Raw genomic sequence first — 17,657 nt, 5'->3', positions numbered from 1 at the left:
TGTGTCTTACTGTTGTGGATAAACGCAAAGTTTTGTCATTCTGAGGAACGAAGAATCACACAAGAAATTCTACATGCAAAATCGCCAATCCGATAGCGCGGATTTGTAATCCGTGCCCACAAAGATTAGTTTGTGTTTTTGTAATAAAAAAGCTACATGATTTTGTAGCTTTTATTTTTGATGTTTTTTGTTGTGTCTTATTGTTGTGGGCACGGATTGCAAATCCGCGCTATCGGGCTTTATTAATCTTAGATTTGTCTAGTTTAAGAGTTGAAATGAATTCTAATACGACCACCATTGTCAAGTATATAATCGATATATTCATTGCCATCTAAAATAATTATTTCTATTCTAATGACAGTTCCTTGAAGCCCTTCGTCATTTACTAATTGTCCAATTTCATAACTGGTTTGAATGTTTATTTGCATATTATTTTTTTATTATTATTTGTATTTTTTTCTTGTGAATATTTTATAAAAAAACTATTTAAATGGTTTTTACGAATGCTCATTCTTTTCACCATGTACCTTTAAACATTACGAAGTAACCTTCTAATCGTCCTGGGTTAGTATCATTTATTCCTCCGTTATAATTCATGTTACTTGATAAACTGCTTTCATTTGATAACATTTCAATCAGTTCATTAAAATGCTTATTTTCTTTAAATCTATACAATTGCGCTAAGTTAATTGCATTTATGTTAATTGAAATTTGTTTGTTACCTTCCTTAACGGTTTTAATTATTTCTGGATTTATTTTATCAAATAAAGCTGTAAGTTCACGCTTTAATTTTGGTAGTCCAAAGTCATGTATTGCAACAATAGAATATATCAGTCTTGCTTTTAATGATTCTTTTATTGTTTTTTTATCTTCACCCTCTGAAAGGCTGTAGATAAGGGGTCTACGTTGCCTCAGATCAAAAGGTAAATGTAGAATTTCTCCAAATGCAGTATTGTATATACAAATTACATTTTCCCATCCAAGCGTTTTTGCAGCATATCCAAGTTCCACTAAAACATTTGGATTTGGAGTTTTTCTTTTTTCGTAATCTATGTTAATAATGCTTAAATCACAAACAAATATCTCTGAATTATCAATTTTTTCAAATATGGTTTGTGTAATATCTGGAGTACCAGGTATTCCTTGTGTATCCTGTTCTACTCTCATTTCTATTTTAAGATCGAGGTCATTAATTTCAATTACTGCTTCTTTAAGGCATTTTTGAATGAAAGTTCTGTTAGTAGAGTTTGGTAAGTCAGATTGCCATGAGTAAAATATTGTCTTCATAATTAAGTATTGATGAGTATTTTCTAATGTTTTGTTAGCGCTGATATGAGTATTTACTCATTGTCTTCTTTTCCGTTCCAACAATATTCCCTAGCACGTACACCTTTTCTTGTATCGAAAGAGCGCTTGTCTTCATTAATGACTTTTTTTAGTAATGATCCTGCATCTAAACCAGCTTGTTCAACATTTTTTGTTTTTTCATATAGTATATACATTGGAGTGCCTTCCCAATAGAAATTTTCACCTCCTAATAAATCGCGTGCAGCAAACCATTCGCCCTTTCTATTCTTGCACCAACAATAAACAGCTCCTTGTAAAAAGGCCATAATTTCTTTTTTTTCGTCTGGAGAAATTCCAGCAACTTCAATAACTTTAGATTCTGGTATTAGCATATTAAATTTTATTATTTCCTGCTCTAATAGCTTTGCAGGTCTTGCTTGAAATTTTATTAAGTAAACAAAAGGGTAAATGATATTTTTAAAACAGTTTTAAGATCTAACCAAAGATTTAAATTCTGCTATAATTTTATTATCGATAGAATTATAATAATCTATAATCTTCTCAATCATTGATTGAACTGTTAATTCTTGGTTTACCGTAAGATGCTGATGTATGTTGAGTTTGAAAATATAAGCTGTTTTTTCTTTTTTATTTCCAATATTCTTATACTTTAAATATTCAGCGATTGATTTGGATTGAGAAAAAAACACCATTTTTCTAAGAAACTCTTTATTATCTGTATGAGCATAAAATTTAAAATCTCCATTTTGTATTTGTATTAATAATTCAACTCCTTCTATTTTCCAATGTTTCGGGGTAATATTTAAAAGTGGCAGGCTTGTATTTCCTGGAGCAAGATATATTTCAGTTTCTATATTTTCAGAACTAAAATATTTATAGAGTTCCACCTCCATGTTTGAATATAAAAGTCTTATCCAGAACTTATTTGTATTGTCATGTTGATTAGTAAATATATCTTTTGCAGAAATTTTATATTGAGAATATTTTTCAAGATATTCCTTTAAAAAAGCTATATAATGATTGATGAAAATATTCTTTTCAAGATCTAAAACAGACTTAATATATTTTTCTAAATATTCTAACAAGTTTTTATAATCTTTAATTATCCAGTCTTTGTAACCACCAAATAATTTCGCATCAAAGCACAATAGAAACTTTTTTTTGTCCAGATTAGGAAATTGTTTATTTAATGCAAAGTCATATTCTTTTAATTGAAATTCATTAGGGAAAGATTTAAACTTGTTCTCGATGATCATGATTCTGTCATCTTCTAATATTTCTAAATCAAATCTGCATTTTTTCTTATTTTTAAAACTATATGAATAAGAACTTTCCAGTTTTATTTTATAATTGGCTGAAAGATTTACCCCTAAAAATTCATTTGCGAAATTTGAGTCTTCATTAATTAAAAAATTTATAAAGGATGAATGAATTAATTCTTTATTGTCTTTTTCGAGAATTTTAAAAATGTTGAAATTCATTATTTTATATTATAATTGATTTAAGAGATTTCAAAATTAATGGCATAAAAAAGAACTTTTTTACGGAAAACCATCATCTCTTTATTATTATTTTATATCTTAAAACTTATATCCTCACAAACGTCGTTTTTAATTTTAACAAAGAGACAAGTAAAAACACCTGATTTAAAAGATAAGCAAAAAAAATGTTAACAAAAAAGTATAGAACAATCACATAAATTTTAAAAAATATCATAAAAACATTCTTAAAAAGCCCAAAAAAATCAACACTAGAATTTTCCACAAAAATTTTGTAATTTTGCAGTCCAATAAAAGGAATTAGAAAATGTTAGATAGACTTCAATATGTAAAGCAGCGTTTTGATGAGATTTCGGATTTGATTATTCAGCCGGATGTTATTGCTGATCAAAAACGTTATGTGCAGCTTAACCAGGAATATAAAAGCATAAAAGCACTGGTTGAAAAGAGAGAAGAATACATTCTTGTTTTAGCAAATATTGACGAAGCAAACGAAATTATTGCTGATGGAAGCGATGCTGATATGGTTGAAATGGCCAAAATGCAGCTTGACGAAGCAAAAGAACGCTTGCCGCAGCTAGAGGAGGAAATCAAATTTATGTTGATTCCTAAAGATCCTGAAGATGCTAAAAATGTAATGGTTGAGATTCGCGCCGGAACGGGTGGGGACGAAGCTAGTATTTTTGCAGGGGATTTATTTAGAATGTATACTAAATATTGCGAAGGCATGGGCTGGAGAACTTCGGTTGTAGATATGAACGAAGGAACTTCTGGAGGTTTCAAAGAGGTTATTTTTGAGGTTTCGGGAGAGGATGTTTACGGAACTTTGAAGTTTGAAGCTGGTGTTCACCGTGTACAGCGTGTTCCGCAGACAGAAACGCAAGGTCGTGTGCATACATCGGCAGCTACTGTTATGGTTTTGCCAGAAGCAGAAGAGTTTGATGTTCAAATTGATATGAACGACGTTCGTGTAGATTTCTTCTGTTCGTCTGGACCTGGAGGGCAATCTGTAAATACTACGAAATCGGCTGTACGTTTAACGCACATTCCAACCGGATTAGTGGCGCAATGTCAGGATCAGAAATCGCAGCATAAAAATAAAGATAAAGCTTTAATCGTATTACGTTCTCGTTTATACGAAATGGAATTAGCCAAAAAACAAGAGGAAGATGCTACAAAACGTAGTTCTCAGGTAAGTTCTGGTGACCGTTCGGCTAAAATTCGTACGTACAACTATGCTCAAGGTCGTGTAACTGATCACAGAGTTGGTTTAACACTTTACGATTTAGGAAACATCATGAACGGTGATATCCAAAAAATTGTTGCCGAATTACAATTGGTAAACAATATGGAGAAATTGAAAGAAGCTTCGGAAGTATACTAAGTTGCTAAGATTCTAAGATGCTGAGGTTCTGAGTTTTTTTTAGATTGTAGACTTTGGATTTTAGATTAAGATATAAAAAAGCCGAACTTATGTTCGGCTTTTTTATTATCACAAAAAACTTAGCATCTTAGAATCTCAGAACCTTAGCCCCTTTCAAAAAAGTCCCTTTTTTACGAATCTATCTTTTCTAATTATAAAGGTTTTCTGAGAAACTTAGAACCTTAGCATCTTAGAGCCTTAGAAACTTCCAAAAAATTTTATTTTGTCATTTTTTATTTCATATTTGCGTTACTAATCAACCAATTATAACCAATTTATGAAGAGAACTTTACTATTATTTTGCTTCTTTGGAAGCTTTTTTTATGCCCAGAGCCAATCCTATTTCGGATTTAGGGACGATAATTATGCCGGAATTCAGGGAGTATTATTTAATCCGTCGGCAATTGTAGATTCTAAATACAAAGCCGATATTACCATTGCTTCGGCAAGTGCAACGGCACAAAATGATTTGTACGGGGTTAATTTTGCCGAAATATTCGACGGCGGTTACGACTTGGATACAGATGCAAAAAAGAAATTCAAATCGAATAACAGGGGGAATTTTAATGTCGATATTCTGGGGCCTTCTTTTATGATGAATATTAATGAGCAGCACAGTATTGGCGTTTTTACGCGCGTACGAAGCATTACCAATCTGGTTGATGTAAACGGACAGCTTGTTGATGAGGTGAATAAAGATATTGATGCGTCAAACAGTTTTTTAATATCAGGAGGAAATCCTAATGGTGTCAATAATTCGTGGGCAGAGATTGGAGCCAGCTACGGAACGATTTTGTTAGATCATGATGTACATTTTCTTAAAGCTGGGATTACCATAAAATATTTAATGGCAGGAGTGAACGGTTATATCAACGGAAATAATTTGAGTGTTGCCTTCAATAAAAATGATGCAGATCCAGCTTTGAGTTCCTATACTTCAACAGGAACTTTGAAAACTGCCGCAAGCTATGATTATGAAAACGGAAAAGATCCTGAGTTTGATTTGGCTTCGGCTGGTGTAGGTCTTGATTTAGGATTTACTTATGAATACCGCACCAATTGCCACACTTGTATAGGAAACAGATATAAGCTTAAAGCTGCTGTTGCTGTAACAGACATTGGTAAACTGAATTATAAAAATCTTACTGAAAACACCTATAATTTAACCGGAAATGTTACTCAGGATGACATTGACAATGCAGACGATGTTTTTAAGTTTTTTGATACTTATTATACCAAAATCTCATCGAGAAAAGGGGTAAAAGCAAATTTACCAACGGCATTGCACACGAACTTTGACTGGAATATTGATAATAAGTTTTATTTGAATTTAAGCGGAGATTTTAGTTTAGTCGATGCTAAAAAAATCAACGGAACTGCCATTGCTAATTCGGTTACATTTACACCGAGATATGAAACCAGACAATTCAGTTTTTATATTCCCATAACTTACATGGAATACAGCGGAACGCAAATAGGAACTGGTTTTAGAGCCGGCCCGTTATTTATTGGTTCAGGATCTTTGATTTCGAATTTGTTTTCGGACAATTCTAAAGCTGCGAATGTGTATGTTGGTTTGAAATTACCAATTTATCAAAATTATAATTAAGTTTCTAAGTTGCTGAGATGCTAAGTTTCTAAGTTTTTTTTAAATGAAAAAGAGATTGTTTCACTTGTGTGAAACAATCTCTTTTTGTTTGGTTGAGAACTATATTACTTAGAAACTAAAATCTTAGAATCTTAGCAACTTAGAACCTCAGAACCTTAAAAATATAATAAAGTACTAACTGTTTAACCGTTTGTAATAGCAAAAACGTATAAACGAGTTATATACCAAAAAATACTCGTGTGTATTCAAAACATTTATATAGATTAGAGTACATGTATACACCGTTTTTTAATACTATATGACTTAACTTTTCCATAATGTTTAAAATTTAAGTTTAACAATTACTCTCTAGATGGTTCGTATTGTGATGATTCTTCTTCTTCATCTTCAGAAGTATCATGTGAAGATTCGCTTGGTTTTGAAACCAGATTAGTTACAACAAGCTGTACGATTGAGCCCAAAATTCCTTTAAAAACTGAATCGCCTTTGCCTACAATAAATCTTTTAGCAAGATATCCAATTCCGATGCTTATGGCAGATTGTGCAAGGTGGCTTTTAAAACCAACTGTTTCGTTGATTTCCTCGACCGTATTTCGAATGAGATTAATAGGTTTTAAATTCTCTTTAATATCTTCGATATGGTCTTTAATGGCGCACCATTCTGTATCCTGACGATCTTCTAATAATTTAATTCTCTGATTTAATTCATCAATAGTGTAAATAGGCTCCATAATAGTCTTTTTTAATATTAATTGTTTTAAATCAGTTTATTTTTCTTTTAAAATACTCGAAATAATCGAGTTACCAATTGGGGTTTTTATCAGTCTGTGATGCGATTTGTGCAGTACAATGGCCACTATTAAATAGAAAAGTGCCATGATAAAAAAGCCAAAATAATATTCTCCAAGTTCTTTACCAATCCATAAACTTAAACCAACATTAAGGAACAACGTAAAAAATGCAACAACAACACCTACCGCTATCTTTGATGCTAATGATGAAACACCATCGGCGACTGAACTTATTGTTTTGAGTTTTAATAATTCAAGACTCGTTTTTGTATAATTTTCAGCTTTTTCATATAGATTAAAGTCCTGGTTTGTTGTTGCATTTGGTTCCATGATGTTGGTATTTATGGTTTGAAAAAATCACTTATATTAATAGTTTGATTTTACAGTTTTAGCTTCATCTTTAACTGTATTGAAATCATCTTTTACCTGGTTGAATTTTGCTTTTCCTTCCTCGATGATGTCTTTACCGTTTGAAGTGATTGTGCTTACAATACCATCAAATTTAGTTTTGATATTATCTCCGTAATCTTTCGATTTATCTTTGATTTTTTTTCTTGTATTTGAACCTTTGTCCGGTGCAAATAATACTCCTAATAATGCTCCTGCTGCTGCAGCTCCTACGATTCCTAAAATTGTGCTAGATGCTTTCATAATATTGATTTTTAATAGATTAATATATTTATTTAATGTTGATTAATTTTAAATCTCTCGGCCTTTGATAAGTCTTAGTAAAATGGCAATAATGGCGATTACTAATAAAATATGGATGATACTTCCAAAACTGTATACAAAGAACCCAAGAGCCCACAGAATAATAAGTATTACTGCTACGGTATATAATAAATTTGACATGGTTGTTTATTTAATGGGTTAGTAATAATTGTTTAATTTAACTTATATGAAAGGTATAAGGTTAAATTGCTGTTTTTTGCGTCTGGGAACGTATACGTTGTTCCGGCAACAGTTCTTTCTTTTCCAACAGTTGTAAGACCATAGTTGTAACGTAATCCGATGCTTATTGGGTTAAAATCTACTCCAACACCTGCAGCGATACCCGCATCAAATTTGTTTAAATCGTCTGTGTCTACATCTTCGTCAAAATCAAAATCTCCGTTTCCTGTAACTTTAGAACTTACCAGATATGATGCATATCCACCGGCATGTACATTAAAGTTTTTAGTAATGTTAACTCTTACTAAAAGAGGAACTTCGATATAGTTTAATTTGAATTTAGCGTTTCCTGATGCAAAAGCATTGTTGTATTCAAATTCAGAACCCTTTGTTGTAAATAAAATCTCTGGCTGAATAGCTACGAAATCTGAAATTGGTAATGTAGCATATACACCGGCATTAAAACCGTATAGAACATTTTCATCAGTAGGTTCGTTGTCACCATCAGATATTAAATTCGACATGTTGAATCCTCCTTTTACACCAAACTCTGTGTTTACATTATTGTCCTGAGCGTGCAGCATTCCAAATGAAGCTGAGATAAAAAGGGTTAAGGCGCATAAAAAATTTGTTTGCATTTTCATAATAAAATAATTTAGTTAGTAATCCGGGCTTTTAAATAATTCTCTTTTAATTTTTTTTGTTACTGATTCTTTCGGTTTCCCTCAAGAGATCAAATTGTTCAGGCAAATACTTTAATACTAATTTTAAAATTATTTTATCGTTAGTTTCTTTCGAAACGGTTTCTAATAACTTAATTTGCTGTTCCAGGCATTCTTTCATAGAGTTTAAATACACTCTGTTGAAATCCCTAGGATTTGCGGTAATTAATTCATAAGTATCTCTTCTGTGTGTTGCATTTATTTCAGAAATTATAATAAGCTTTTTATTTGCTAATTCTGTTATTTCCTGCAGCAGTTGATTTTGATGTCTTTCGATATTTTTACCTAAAACCACTATTGAATTGTCTGAACTTTTTTGTTGTGCAATTTGACTTTTTGAAATAATTGTTTTTCCAACATTTGCCGTTTCAATAAAAAAAAAGGCTATTGTTTCTTCCTCCTCGTTTTTTGTAAAAGCTTCATTTTTTTTTAATGTATTTTCTATCGAATTATTTTTTTTGCATGATGAAGCACAAATCATAATCAATAAAATTAGTACCCTAAAAAATGCTGCTTTTAGTACTTGGATTTTTTTCATTATTACTTCTTAAAGTATTACATTACAAAGATGCTAACGAATACAACGTTTTGCTTTACAGCATAAAAAAGAAACGTTATATAATTCCCATAAAGAATTTATATAACGTTTAATATGTAGTGTTTTAGGGTGTTGACGACTTAGTCAGGAAGAAATATGGTAAAAACAGAACCTTTATTCGGCTCACTTTCGGCCATAATAAATCCTTTATGGTTCTCTACGATTTTCTTACAAATCGCCAAACCAATTCCGGTTCCGGGATAATCTGTTTTTGAATGTAAACGCTGAAACAAAATAAAGATCGTTTCTTTAAACTGAGGATCAAATCCCATTCCGTTATCTGTAAAAGTTATTTTGTGGAATTTTTTAATATTTTGATCCAGCTTCGGATAATCTTCAGCATTTACTCTGGAGCTTTCAATAGTTATAGAAGGTATAACATTTGGTCTGCTGTATTTTAAAGAATTTCCAATAAGGTTAATAAAAAGCTGTTCTATTTGATACGGAATCACGGCAAGTTTAGGAAGTTTATTTGAAACAATAACCGCGCTTTTTTCTTCAATAATTTCTGTTAGTTCAGATTCGGCGTTTTCAAGTAATTCCTCTAAGTTCGTTTTTATAAATTCTTTTTTAGTCGTATTAGTTCTTGAAAATAAAAGTAAATCATCAATTAAAACACGCATTCTTTTTGCCGAAACTTCAATTTTCTCAATATAATCTCTTGCACTTTGTGACATTACTGCTTTATCAGCATCAGAAACCCTAGAAATAAAAGTCTGGATTTTTCGCAGCGGTTCCTGTAAATCATGACTCGCCACGTGGTTAAATGAAGCAAGTTCCTTATTACTTTTTTCTAATTCTTTATTACGTTCCTGCAATTCGATGTTTAGCAAATGCTCATCAGTAATATCAAAATTAATTCCCAGTAAAATTTTACTTCCCTGCTGATCTGTCAATAATTTTCCTGTAGATTTAAAATATCTTACTTCATGGCTCGGAAGCACTACCTTATAATAAACAAAAGGCAGCTGTTTGTTTTTTAAAATTCCTTCAATAGAATTTGAAACATTTTCCTTGTCATCAGGATGAACAAAATCTAAAAAAGTTTCTTTTACAGGTACGAATGCTCCCGGATCATAACCCAATAACCGATATTGATTGTCTGAATAATCTATTTTATTACTATCTAAATCCCATTGCCAGGTACTGAATTTTCCAATAGTTTCTGACTCCGATATTAATCCGTTTGAAATTAAAAGCCTTTTATTGAAAACTTTTAAACGCTGAAAATCCTTGCTGATTTGTCTAAAAGCTATAAGGATAAAAAATAAAGCTGTTAAAAAAAGGGAAATAGAGAAAAGAGGACTTAAAGAAATTTCGTCATCATAGATTTTAAGTCTGTTTTTTAAATACGTTTTCTCGATGTCGTTCATTTCGTCCACTTTAAAACGAATGTTTTCCATCAGGATTCGTCCCCCAAACATATGATTGTCGAGTCTTCGTTTATCATATGTTTTGGGATCGCTGTATTTTAAACAATTTTCGAAAGAAACAAAACGCTGAATAATGAGTTTGAATAACCTTCGAAGGTTTGCCTGCTGAACGGGATTATCAGCAGTTAATTTTTTTAAAGTAATAAATGAAGTGTTTACCTTATCGCGAGAATAAATATAAGGAGTTAAAAAACGGGCATTTCGGGTAATAATATAACCTCTTTGTCCGGTTTCGGCGTCCTTAATTGCCGACATTAATCTTTCTAACTGAATGTTTATTTCGTAGGTATGCATAACCAGTTTACTTGATTCGTTCAAGTCCTGATTATGTTTATAAGCAATAGAAGAAAGAAATAACAGAATGAAAACTGCGATTACAAAAATAACTCTCAAAGAGTTTGAAGAATTAAAATTTGGTATCCATTTCATTGGTATACTTTTATTTTAGTCGCAGCAAGAAATTATCACGATTTAACCCAGAGGTATGATAGTGCCAGTTTACGGTCACGACTTCATTAATTATTTTTTTCAGCGTATTAAAATCGCTTGGCTTTTTGATATAAATATTGGCACCCTGAATAAAAGTGTCTTCTATATCTTCTTCAGAAGATGAAGTCGAATAGATTGCAATAATTATATTTTTAAGATGTTCTGTTTTTTTAATTTCAATCAAACACTCTTTACCAGTTTTTTTTGGCATATTTAAATCCAGAAACAAAATGTCCGGCAGTTTGTTATCTTGGTCCATTAAATGCTCCATTAACTGCATTCCATCATGAACAAACTCTACGTTAGTTTGTATCTTGATTTCTTCAAAAGCATCCTTAAAAAAAAGACGATCATCTTCGTCATCATCCGCCAGTAAAATATTTAATGCGTTTTTTTGCATTTTAGTATGGTATTTGGTTTTTTATTTTAAATTTTCTCTTCGTTTTTTAATTATTCTTTGAAATGCCGATGGTGTAATTCCGGTCGTATTTTTAAACTGCGTGCTTAAATGCGCAACGCTGGAGTAATTTAACAAAAAAGCAATTTCTGTCAAACTCATTTCATTAATAATAATCAATTGTTTTGCTCTTTCAATTTTTTGTAAAATGATGAAGTTTTCGATAGACGAATAGGTAACTTCTGAAAAAACATTGGATAAATAACCATAACTATGGTTTAGTTTTTCTGCCAAAAATACAGAACTTTTATAATTGTTACTGTCTTCCATAAAAACAAGTTCAATTATAGCATCTTTTATTTTCTGTACTAAAACACTTTTCTGATTTTCAACAACTTCAAAACCGTGCGGGGTCAAATTATTTTTTAAAGTTTCGAGTGCATCAGCATCAAGATTGTCGTCAATCTCGATCTCGCCAAATCCTAAACTGGTAAAATTAATATTTTGTTGTTCCAGGTTTTGTTTTAGATAAAGTGAACAGATGGTATTTATGTCGAACTTTATAAATAGCTTCATTTTTGTAAAAAATTTGGTTAAAGATAAATAAATTATTTGGGGTTACCGCGTTTAATGTTTTTTAAAAATCGATAAACAGTAATAATACTCGCTAAAAGTTTCAAAAAAATACCGCCTAATACATTTAATTACTAGACGGTATTTCCTGATTGAGCCAGAAGGTTTACAAATCTGACAGAATTTGATGAAATTCTTCTTTAGTTTTACCTAATTTTTGCTGAAGTTTTCCATACAATTCATCTTCTTTTCCCTCAGCATAAATTAAATCATCATCTGTCAACTCAGCATATTTTTGCTTTAGTTTCCCTTTTAACTCATTCCAATTTCCTTTTATTTCTGTAGTATTCATGATCGTGTTTGTTTTTTATTATTACAATGTAAAATTGCAGTTTCTCAATAAAAATTGTGTTACAAGAATTTCGATGATCGTTGCATAATTCACATTTTGCCTTTATTTACGCCTGATAACGACGTAAAACCCAAGCCATTTTTTCGTGTTCTTGTAATAGTCCCGTAACAAAATCAGCAGATCCGGCATCTTTTGTTTCATTTTCAAAAACCGGGATATAATCTCTAAATTCGGTAACCAATTGTTCGTGGTTTTCTAAAAGTTCCTCAAGCATATGTTTTTGCGAAGTATATTCTTTTGGAGATTCTTTAAGAGTCGAATTTTCGATAAATTCCTTCATTGTACCAATTGTTTTTTCGCCAAGCTGACTGATTCTTTCTGCAACCTCGTCAATCTGTGCTTCTAAAATTCGGTATTGCTCTTCAAACAACTTATGCAGTTCCATAAAACTATTTCCGGAAATATTCCAGTGAAACTTTCTCGTTTTTACGTAAAGCGTCATTTCGTTTGATAAAATTGTAGCTAATATAGTAGAGCTCTTTTTTAAGTTTGCACTTGATATTCCGATATGTGAAGTCATAATTGTTGTTTTTTTGGGTTCGATTCAAAAATAAAAAGGAAGAGCCTGGCGTATCTTACATAATTAGCAAAAGATGTTACATGAATTCAATGTTTTCATAACATATTAATGATTTCAAAATTGTAGTTTTGCCGCCAACTAAAACTAAAACCCCTGATTAATGAAAAAACAATTACTCATTTTATTTATTTTAATTACTTCCGTATCAGCCAAAGCACAATCTTATTTAGGTTATTTTCATGATAATTATGCAGGTGTACAAAGTGTTCTTTTTAATCCGGCTTCTATAGCCGATTCTCGTTTTAAAACAGACATTAATATATTTTCTGTTAGCGGATCTGTACAAAATGATTTGTACGGAGTTAAAGTTTTTGATACTTATAAAAAAGGTTATGATTTTGACAGCGAGTCTAAAATGTCTCCAAAAAATGCCAATAATGCATTAGTAAATGTAGATGTTATGGGACCGTCATTCATGTTTAATATTGCTCCAAAACACACAATTGCAGTATTTACAAGAGCAAGATCAATAACAAATGCCAAGAAAATCAACGGATATTTAGTAGATCAGGTAAAAGATGGTTTAGACGAAGCAAGCGACTTTAATTTCAATTTAGGAAATCCTAACGGATCTTCAAATGCATGGGGAGAATTAGGAATTTCATATGCGGCCGTTTTATATCAAAACAATCAGCACTTTTTAAAAGGAGGTTTAACTGCCAAATATTTACAAGGCGGAGCAAATGCTTATGTTCAGGGAAAAGATGTAAGTGTAAGGTATGTTGAGAACACAGCAAATCCGCAATTAGGAGTATTACAATCAAGTGGAGAAATTACGGTAGGAGGAAGCCAGGATTGGGAAAATAACGAAGATTATGATTTTGACTCTGCCTCACGCGGATTTGGTTTTGATTTCGGATTGGTTTATGAATGGAGACCAGATTACGATCAATACGATTTAAGAAATGCAAAACCTGCAGATAATAATTTCCGTGATTTAAATAAATACAAATTACGTTTCGGATTATCGGTTACAGATATTGGATCGATCAACTACAAAAATTCGAAACTGGATACCTATAATGTAAATGGTATTGTAACCCAGCAAATGATTGATGATGCAGACAATTTATACGATTTCTTAAACGATCATTATACTAAAATTTCTACTTCAAAAGGAGTAAAAACAAATCTGCCAACAGCTATTCATGCAGATGTTGACTGGAATATGTACAATAAATTCTATTTGAACCTTAACGGAGATATCAGCATGGTTTCTGCCAATAAAATAAATTCATACGGAATTGCAGACAGAGTAACATTAACGCCTCGTTACGAAAGCAGATGGTTTAGTTTTTATGTTCCTGTAACGTATATGCAATATAGCGGTATGCAGGTTGGTACAGGTTTGCGTACAGGAGTTTTCTTTATAGGTTCTGGTTCTATTTTGAGTAATTTAGTTTCAAAAGAATCAAAAGGAGCAGATTTTCATATTGGGATGAAAATTCCGGTTTACGAAAAACAATTTAAAGATACAGACGGAGACGGAATTATTGATAAAGAAGATGCCTGTAAAAAAGTAGCCGGCCCTAAAGAAAATAATGGATGCCCCTGGCCAGATACAGATGGGGACAAAGTTTTTGATAAAGACGATGCTTGTCCGGATGTAAAAGGTCCAAAAGAAAATAAAGGATGTCCGTGGAAAGATTCTGATGGAGATACTTTATTAGATAATGTTGATGCCTGTCCGGCAATTGCAGGTCCGGTAGAAAATAAAGGATGCCCATGGCCAGATACAGATGGAGACGGCGTTTTAGACAAAGATGATGCGTGTCCAAATGTTGCTGGATTAGCAGTAAACAAAGGTTGTCCAGATCTTGATGCTGATAAAGACGGTGTTTTAGACAAAGAAGATGATTGCCCGCTTGTAGCTGGGCCAGCAGATAATAAAGGTTGTCCTAAAGTGACGAAAGAAACATTAGCACAATTAAAAGTGGAAGCTAAATCTATCTTCTTCAATACAGGAAAAGCAACTTTAGACAATGCTAAAATGGGAGAAACTTCTGGAAGACTTGACGCAATCAAAGAAATTTTGAAGAATTATCCAAACGCTAAATTTGCAATTAATGGGCATACTGATAATGTTGGAAATGCAAAAGCAAATCAGAAATTATCTGAAGCAAGAGCAAAAGCTGTAATGGATCTTTTAATTGAAAAAGGAGTAAATCCTGCTAATTTAACTTCTAAAGGTTACGGAGCTTCAAAACCGGTAAAAACAAATAAAACTGCTTTAGGAAGAGCCGAAAACAGAAGAACAGAAATTGTTTACTTAGGTAATTTATAATTGCTTTTGAATATAAAACCAAAAAGCCATTCTTAATTGAGTGGCTTTTTTTATTTTTGCATACTTTCTAAAAAGAATAAAATCTTTGAAAAAGAACTAAAAAAACAATATGACTACACAACAACTACACGAACAAATTCTTCAAAAAAAATCATTTTTATGCGTAGGCTTAGATCCTGATTTAGCTAAAATTCCACCACATTTATTAGAAACAGAAGATCCTATTTTTGAATTTAATAAAGCGATAATCGATGCAACTCACGATTTAACTGTTGGCTACAAACCAAATACCGCTTTCTTTGAAGCATATGGAATAAAAGGATGGATGTCCCTGCAAAAAACAATCAATTATATCAACGAAAATTATCCTGATATTTTTACGATTGCCGATGCAAAACGCGGCGATATTGGAAATACGTCGAGTATGTATGCCAAAGCTTTTTTTGAAGATTTAAATTTTGACAGTGTAACCGTTGCACCTTATATGGGAAAAGATTCTGTTGAGCCTTTTCTTGCCTTCGAAAATAAACATACCATTATGTTAGCCTTAACTTCAAACGAAGGTGCTTTCGATTTTCAGACTTTAAACACAAACGGAACAGAATTATACAAACAAGTTTTAGAAACTTCTAAAACATGGAAAAACAGCCATAACTTAATGTATGTGGTTGGCGCTACAAAAGCCGAATATTTTGCCGATATCAGAAAAATTGTTCCGGACAGCTTTTTACTAGTTCCCGGAATTGGCGCTCAAGGCGGAAGTTTATCTGAAGTATGCAAATACGGAATGAATGATAAAATCGGATTGCTTGTAAACTCGGCAAGAGCTATTATCTACGCCTCAAAAGGAACAGACTTTGCAGAAAAGGCTAGGGAAGAAGCTTTATCAGTTCAAAAGGAAATGGCAGAAATTATTCGTTTAAAGTTTCAGGTTTAAAGTTTAGTTTGAACATAATTTTAACGCAAAGAGCGCTAAGTTTTTTTCGCTAAGTTCACAAAGAAATTAGCTGGATTTTGTAAAAGTTTTTTTAAGTTCTCAAAGCAAAAGTGTATAAGTTTTTTTGCTTTAAGCTTTGAGAACTTAAAAAACCTTACTTCAACGAAAATACAAACCTTTGCAACCTTTGCGAAAAAAACTTAGCGCTCTTTGCGTTAAAATACACACACCAACAACCTGAAACCTGAAACAAAGAAAACATGAAACAAATTAAAGACCAGCTTGGCACTTTACATTCTTTTGAGACGTCTCCAAAGCGTATTATTTCGCTAGTTCCTTCTCAAACAGAATTGCTTTATGATTTAGGTTTAGAAGATAAAATAATTGGGATAACAAAGTTTTGTATGCATCCGTATCATTTAAAATCTACCAAGAAGATTGTTGGCGGAACGAAGAAAATCCATTTCGAAAAAATAAAATTATTACAGCCTGATATTATCATTTGTAATAAAGAAGAAAACACAGAAGAAATCGTAAACCAATTACAGGAAATCTGTCCGGTTTGGGTTACGAATATAGTTTCTATAGAAGATAATTTCCAGATGATTTCAGATTTCGGACAATTATTCAATTGCAGAACCGAATCTCAAAAGTGGAATGATAAATTGACTTTCGCCTTGAGCGATTTCAAAAAATATATTCAGGATATTCCAGAAAAGAAGGCTACTTATTTTATTTGGAAAAATCCTTATATGGTGGCAGGAAAAGATACTTATATAAATGAGTTATTAAAACTGAATCATTTTAAAAACATTTATGAGGATAAAGGACGTTATCCTGAAATCGAACTTAAAAAAATGCGTTTAGAAGGTGATCCAGATATCGTTTTTCTTTCCTCAGAACCTTATCCTTTTAAAGAGGAAGATGCTTTTGAAATAGGAAGGTTTACACATCACGCCAAAACCATTTTCGTCGACGGCGAAATGTTCTCCTGGCATGGCAGCCGATTATTAAAGGCTTTCCCTTATTTTAAATTACTACACGAAAGATTGAAGAATTAGTTTTCTTTTGTTTCAGGTTTCAGGTTTCAAGTTGTTGGAACGTTTATTTTTTAACGTAAAGAGCGCTAAGTTTTTTTCACAAAGTTTCGCAAAGGTTTGTATGTTTCTTGAATTAAAGCTTTTTTAAGTTCCTAAAGCTTAAAACAAATAAAAACGATACTCTTATTTACTCTTCTTTGAGAACTTAAAAAACTTTATAAAACTGCAGATAATTTCTTTGTGCACTTAGCGAAAAAAATTTAGCGCTCTTTGCGTTAAAAATTATGCCCAAAGTAAAGCAACCTGAAACAAAGAAAACTTGAAACCTGAAACAAACTTTACACAAAAAATAATGCCGGCATCTCCAAGACGCCGGCATCATTTAACTAACCAAAACCAAAATAATAAATAACCAGTTTATTACATTACAAAGATCCGACATATATCAATCTTATGCTGTTAAGGTCTTGTTATTACTTTGTTGAATATAAGTTAATGTCTAAATTTAAAATTACAATATTTTTCAAATTCCAAATTCCAAAATGCAAACTAGCTTAAATTGGAATTTGGAATTTTTTTGTTGGAATTTAATGAAAAAAAGAATGCCGGCATCTCGAAGACGCCGGCATCATTTAACTAACCAAAACCAAAATAATAAATAACCAGTTTAT

General features: G+C 31.8%; 20 protein-coding genes. 5 read left to right on the top strand and 15 right to left on the bottom strand.

Annotated elements, in window-relative coordinates; translation table 11 throughout:
- Positions 1-263: 263 nt before the first annotated feature.
- The 4 genes from ACODSB_RS13390 to ACODSB_RS13375 all read right to left on the bottom strand — a co-directional run bounded on the left by ACODSB_RS13390 (position 264) and on the right by ACODSB_RS13375 (position 2,789).
- Positions 264-428, bottom strand: a complete 165-nt coding sequence (locus ACODSB_RS13390; RefSeq protein ID WP_488937412.1) for a hypothetical protein — start codon at positions 426-428, stop codon at positions 264-266.
- An 88-nt stretch (positions 429-516) separates the two neighbouring features.
- Positions 517-1,287 (bottom strand): hypothetical protein, encoded by a 771-nt coding sequence (locus tag ACODSB_RS13385; protein WP_488937411.1) that lies wholly within the window; start codon positions 1,285-1,287, stop codon positions 517-519.
- Between the two features lie 53 nt (positions 1,288-1,340).
- A complete protein-coding gene (locus ACODSB_RS13380; protein WP_488937410.1) occupies positions 1,341-1,679 on the bottom strand; it encodes a hypothetical protein in 339 nt (112 codons plus the stop codon).
- Between the two features lie 96 nt (positions 1,680-1,775).
- Entirely contained in the window at positions 1,776-2,789 is a 1,014-nt protein-coding gene (locus ACODSB_RS13375; protein WP_488937409.1) for a PD-(D/E)XK nuclease family protein, read from the bottom strand.
- A gap of 325 nt (positions 2,790-3,114) precedes the next feature.
- Between ACODSB_RS13375 and prfA the strand changes: the two genes are divergently transcribed.
- Together prfA and ACODSB_RS13365 are read left to right on the top strand one after the other, a co-directional pair.
- Positions 3,115-4,191 (top strand): peptide chain release factor 1, encoded by a 1,077-nt coding sequence (prfA, locus tag ACODSB_RS13370; RefSeq protein ID WP_180861522.1) that lies wholly within the window; start codon positions 3,115-3,117, stop codon positions 4,189-4,191.
- Positions 4,192-4,507: 316 nt separating this feature from the next.
- Positions 4,508-5,839, top strand: a complete 1,332-nt coding sequence (locus ACODSB_RS13365) for a DUF5723 family protein (protein ID WP_488937408.1) — start codon at positions 4,508-4,510, stop codon at positions 5,837-5,839.
- Between the two features lie 341 nt (positions 5,840-6,180).
- On the opposite strand, the gene ACODSB_RS13360 is transcribed toward ACODSB_RS13365, so the two are convergent.
- From ACODSB_RS13360 to ACODSB_RS13310, 11 genes are all read right to left on the bottom strand, one after another.
- Complete coding sequence (locus ACODSB_RS13360) at positions 6,181-6,570, bottom strand: hypothetical protein (protein ID WP_256637415.1); 390 nt, start codon at positions 6,568-6,570, stop codon at positions 6,181-6,183.
- 36 nt (positions 6,571-6,606) lie between these two features.
- On the bottom strand, positions 6,607-6,960 hold the full coding sequence (locus ACODSB_RS13355; RefSeq protein ID WP_488937407.1) for a hypothetical protein: 354 nt from the start codon (positions 6,958-6,960) through the stop codon (positions 6,607-6,609).
- A 36-nt stretch (positions 6,961-6,996) separates the two neighbouring features.
- A complete protein-coding gene (locus tag ACODSB_RS13350) occupies positions 6,997-7,281 on the bottom strand; it encodes a YtxH domain-containing protein (protein ID WP_053474144.1) in 285 nt (94 codons plus the stop codon).
- A 48-nt stretch (positions 7,282-7,329) separates the two neighbouring features.
- Entirely contained in the window at positions 7,330-7,482 is a 153-nt protein-coding gene (locus tag ACODSB_RS13345) for a lmo0937 family membrane protein (protein WP_108422304.1), read from the bottom strand.
- Between the two features lie 32 nt (positions 7,483-7,514).
- Positions 7,515-8,165, bottom strand: coding sequence for a porin family protein (locus tag ACODSB_RS13340; protein WP_053474143.1), 651 nt, complete (start codon positions 8,163-8,165; stop codon positions 7,515-7,517).
- 46 nt (positions 8,166-8,211) lie between these two features.
- A complete protein-coding gene (locus ACODSB_RS13335) occupies positions 8,212-8,781 on the bottom strand; it encodes a DUF4142 domain-containing protein (protein ID WP_488937406.1) in 570 nt (189 codons plus the stop codon).
- Positions 8,782-8,921: 140 nt separating this feature from the next.
- Positions 8,922-10,703, bottom strand: coding sequence for a CHASE3 domain-containing protein (locus ACODSB_RS13330; RefSeq protein ID WP_488937405.1), 1,782 nt, complete (start codon positions 10,701-10,703; stop codon positions 8,922-8,924).
- 10 nt (positions 10,704-10,713) lie between these two features.
- Positions 10,714-11,163: a response regulator gene (locus ACODSB_RS13325; protein ID WP_053474140.1), complete on the bottom strand. Its 450-nt coding sequence runs from the start codon at positions 11,161-11,163 to the stop codon at positions 10,714-10,716.
- 21 nt (positions 11,164-11,184) lie between these two features.
- Entirely contained in the window at positions 11,185-11,736 is a 552-nt protein-coding gene (locus ACODSB_RS13320; protein WP_053474139.1) for a helix-turn-helix domain-containing protein, read from the bottom strand.
- A gap of 163 nt (positions 11,737-11,899) precedes the next feature.
- Positions 11,900-12,085 carry a CsbD family protein gene (locus ACODSB_RS13315; RefSeq protein WP_053474138.1) on the bottom strand — a complete coding sequence of 62 codons (186 nt, stop codon included), beginning with the start codon at positions 12,083-12,085 and terminating at the stop codon, positions 11,900-11,902.
- A gap of 106 nt (positions 12,086-12,191) precedes the next feature.
- Complete coding sequence (locus ACODSB_RS13310; RefSeq protein ID WP_488937404.1) at positions 12,192-12,665, bottom strand: Dps family protein; 474 nt, start codon at positions 12,663-12,665, stop codon at positions 12,192-12,194.
- A 160-nt stretch (positions 12,666-12,825) separates the two neighbouring features.
- Between ACODSB_RS13310 and ACODSB_RS13305 the strand changes: the two genes are divergently transcribed.
- The 3 genes from ACODSB_RS13305 (at position 12,826) to ACODSB_RS13295 (ending at position 17,007) form a co-directional block, all read left to right on the top strand.
- On the top strand, positions 12,826-15,009 hold the full coding sequence (locus tag ACODSB_RS13305; RefSeq protein ID WP_488937403.1) for a DUF5723 family protein: 2,184 nt from the start codon (positions 12,826-12,828) through the stop codon (positions 15,007-15,009).
- 109 nt (positions 15,010-15,118) lie between these two features.
- A complete protein-coding gene (gene pyrF / locus ACODSB_RS13300; RefSeq protein WP_488937402.1) occupies positions 15,119-15,946 on the top strand; it encodes an orotidine-5'-phosphate decarboxylase in 828 nt (275 codons plus the stop codon).
- Positions 15,947-16,206: 260 nt separating this feature from the next.
- Positions 16,207-17,007 carry an ABC transporter substrate-binding protein gene (locus ACODSB_RS13295; RefSeq protein ID WP_488937401.1) on the top strand — a complete coding sequence of 267 codons (801 nt, stop codon included), beginning with the start codon at positions 16,207-16,209 and terminating at the stop codon, positions 17,005-17,007.
- The last annotated feature ends 650 nt before the right edge of the window (positions 17,008-17,657 follow it).

It is taken from the genome of Flavobacterium sp. FG68 (assembly GCF_057808895.1).
The sequence above is the reverse complement of the archived record's forward strand: the minus strand, read 5'-3'. Positions and strand labels throughout refer to the sequence as shown.

Bases quoted from the DNA above. Each gene is read 5' to 3' on its own strand.
- ACODSB_RS13390 (WP_488937412.1), bottom strand. From the start codon at position 428: ATGCAAATAAACATTCAAACCAGTTATGAAATTGGACAATTAGTAAAT.
- ACODSB_RS13385 (WP_488937411.1), bottom strand. From the start codon at position 1,287: ATGAAGACAATATTTTACTCATGGCAATCTGACTTACCAAACTCTACT.
- ACODSB_RS13380 (WP_488937410.1), bottom strand. From the start codon at position 1,679: ATGCTAATACCAGAATCTAAAGTTATTGAAGTTGCTGGAATTTCTCCA.
- ACODSB_RS13375 (WP_488937409.1), bottom strand. From the start codon at position 2,789: ATGAATTTCAACATTTTTAAAATTCTCGAAAAAGACAATAAAGAATTA.
- prfA (WP_180861522.1), top strand. From the start codon at position 3,115: ATGTTAGATAGACTTCAATATGTAAAGCAGCGTTTTGATGAGATTTCG.
- ACODSB_RS13365 (WP_488937408.1), top strand. From the start codon at position 4,508: ATGAAGAGAACTTTACTATTATTTTGCTTCTTTGGAAGCTTTTTTTAT.
- ACODSB_RS13360 (WP_256637415.1), bottom strand. From the start codon at position 6,570: ATGGAGCCTATTTACACTATTGATGAATTAAATCAGAGAATTAAATTA.
- ACODSB_RS13355 (WP_488937407.1), bottom strand. From the start codon at position 6,960: ATGGAACCAAATGCAACAACAAACCAGGACTTTAATCTATATGAAAAA.
- ACODSB_RS13350 (WP_053474144.1), bottom strand. From the start codon at position 7,281: ATGAAAGCATCTAGCACAATTTTAGGAATCGTAGGAGCTGCAGCAGCA.
- ACODSB_RS13345 (WP_108422304.1), bottom strand. From the start codon at position 7,482: ATGTCAAATTTATTATATACCGTAGCAGTAATACTTATTATTCTGTGG.
- ACODSB_RS13340 (WP_053474143.1), bottom strand. From the start codon at position 8,165: ATGAAAATGCAAACAAATTTTTTATGCGCCTTAACCCTTTTTATCTCA.
- ACODSB_RS13335 (WP_488937406.1), bottom strand. From the start codon at position 8,781: ATGAAAAAAATCCAAGTACTAAAAGCAGCATTTTTTAGGGTACTAATT.
- ACODSB_RS13330 (WP_488937405.1), bottom strand. From the start codon at position 10,703: ATGAAATGGATACCAAATTTTAATTCTTCAAACTCTTTGAGAGTTATT.
- ACODSB_RS13325 (WP_053474140.1), bottom strand. From the start codon at position 11,163: ATGCAAAAAAACGCATTAAATATTTTACTGGCGGATGATGACGAAGAT.
- ACODSB_RS13320 (WP_053474139.1), bottom strand. From the start codon at position 11,736: ATGAAGCTATTTATAAAGTTCGACATAAATACCATCTGTTCACTTTAT.
- ACODSB_RS13315 (WP_053474138.1), bottom strand. From the start codon at position 12,085: ATGAATACTACAGAAATAAAAGGAAATTGGAATGAGTTAAAAGGGAAA.
- ACODSB_RS13310 (WP_488937404.1), bottom strand. From the start codon at position 12,665: ATGACTTCACATATCGGAATATCAAGTGCAAACTTAAAAAAGAGCTCT.
- ACODSB_RS13305 (WP_488937403.1), top strand. From the start codon at position 12,826: ATGAAAAAACAATTACTCATTTTATTTATTTTAATTACTTCCGTATCA.
- pyrF (WP_488937402.1), top strand. From the start codon at position 15,119: ATGACTACACAACAACTACACGAACAAATTCTTCAAAAAAAATCATTT.
- ACODSB_RS13295 (WP_488937401.1), top strand. From the start codon at position 16,207: ATGAAACAAATTAAAGACCAGCTTGGCACTTTACATTCTTTTGAGACG.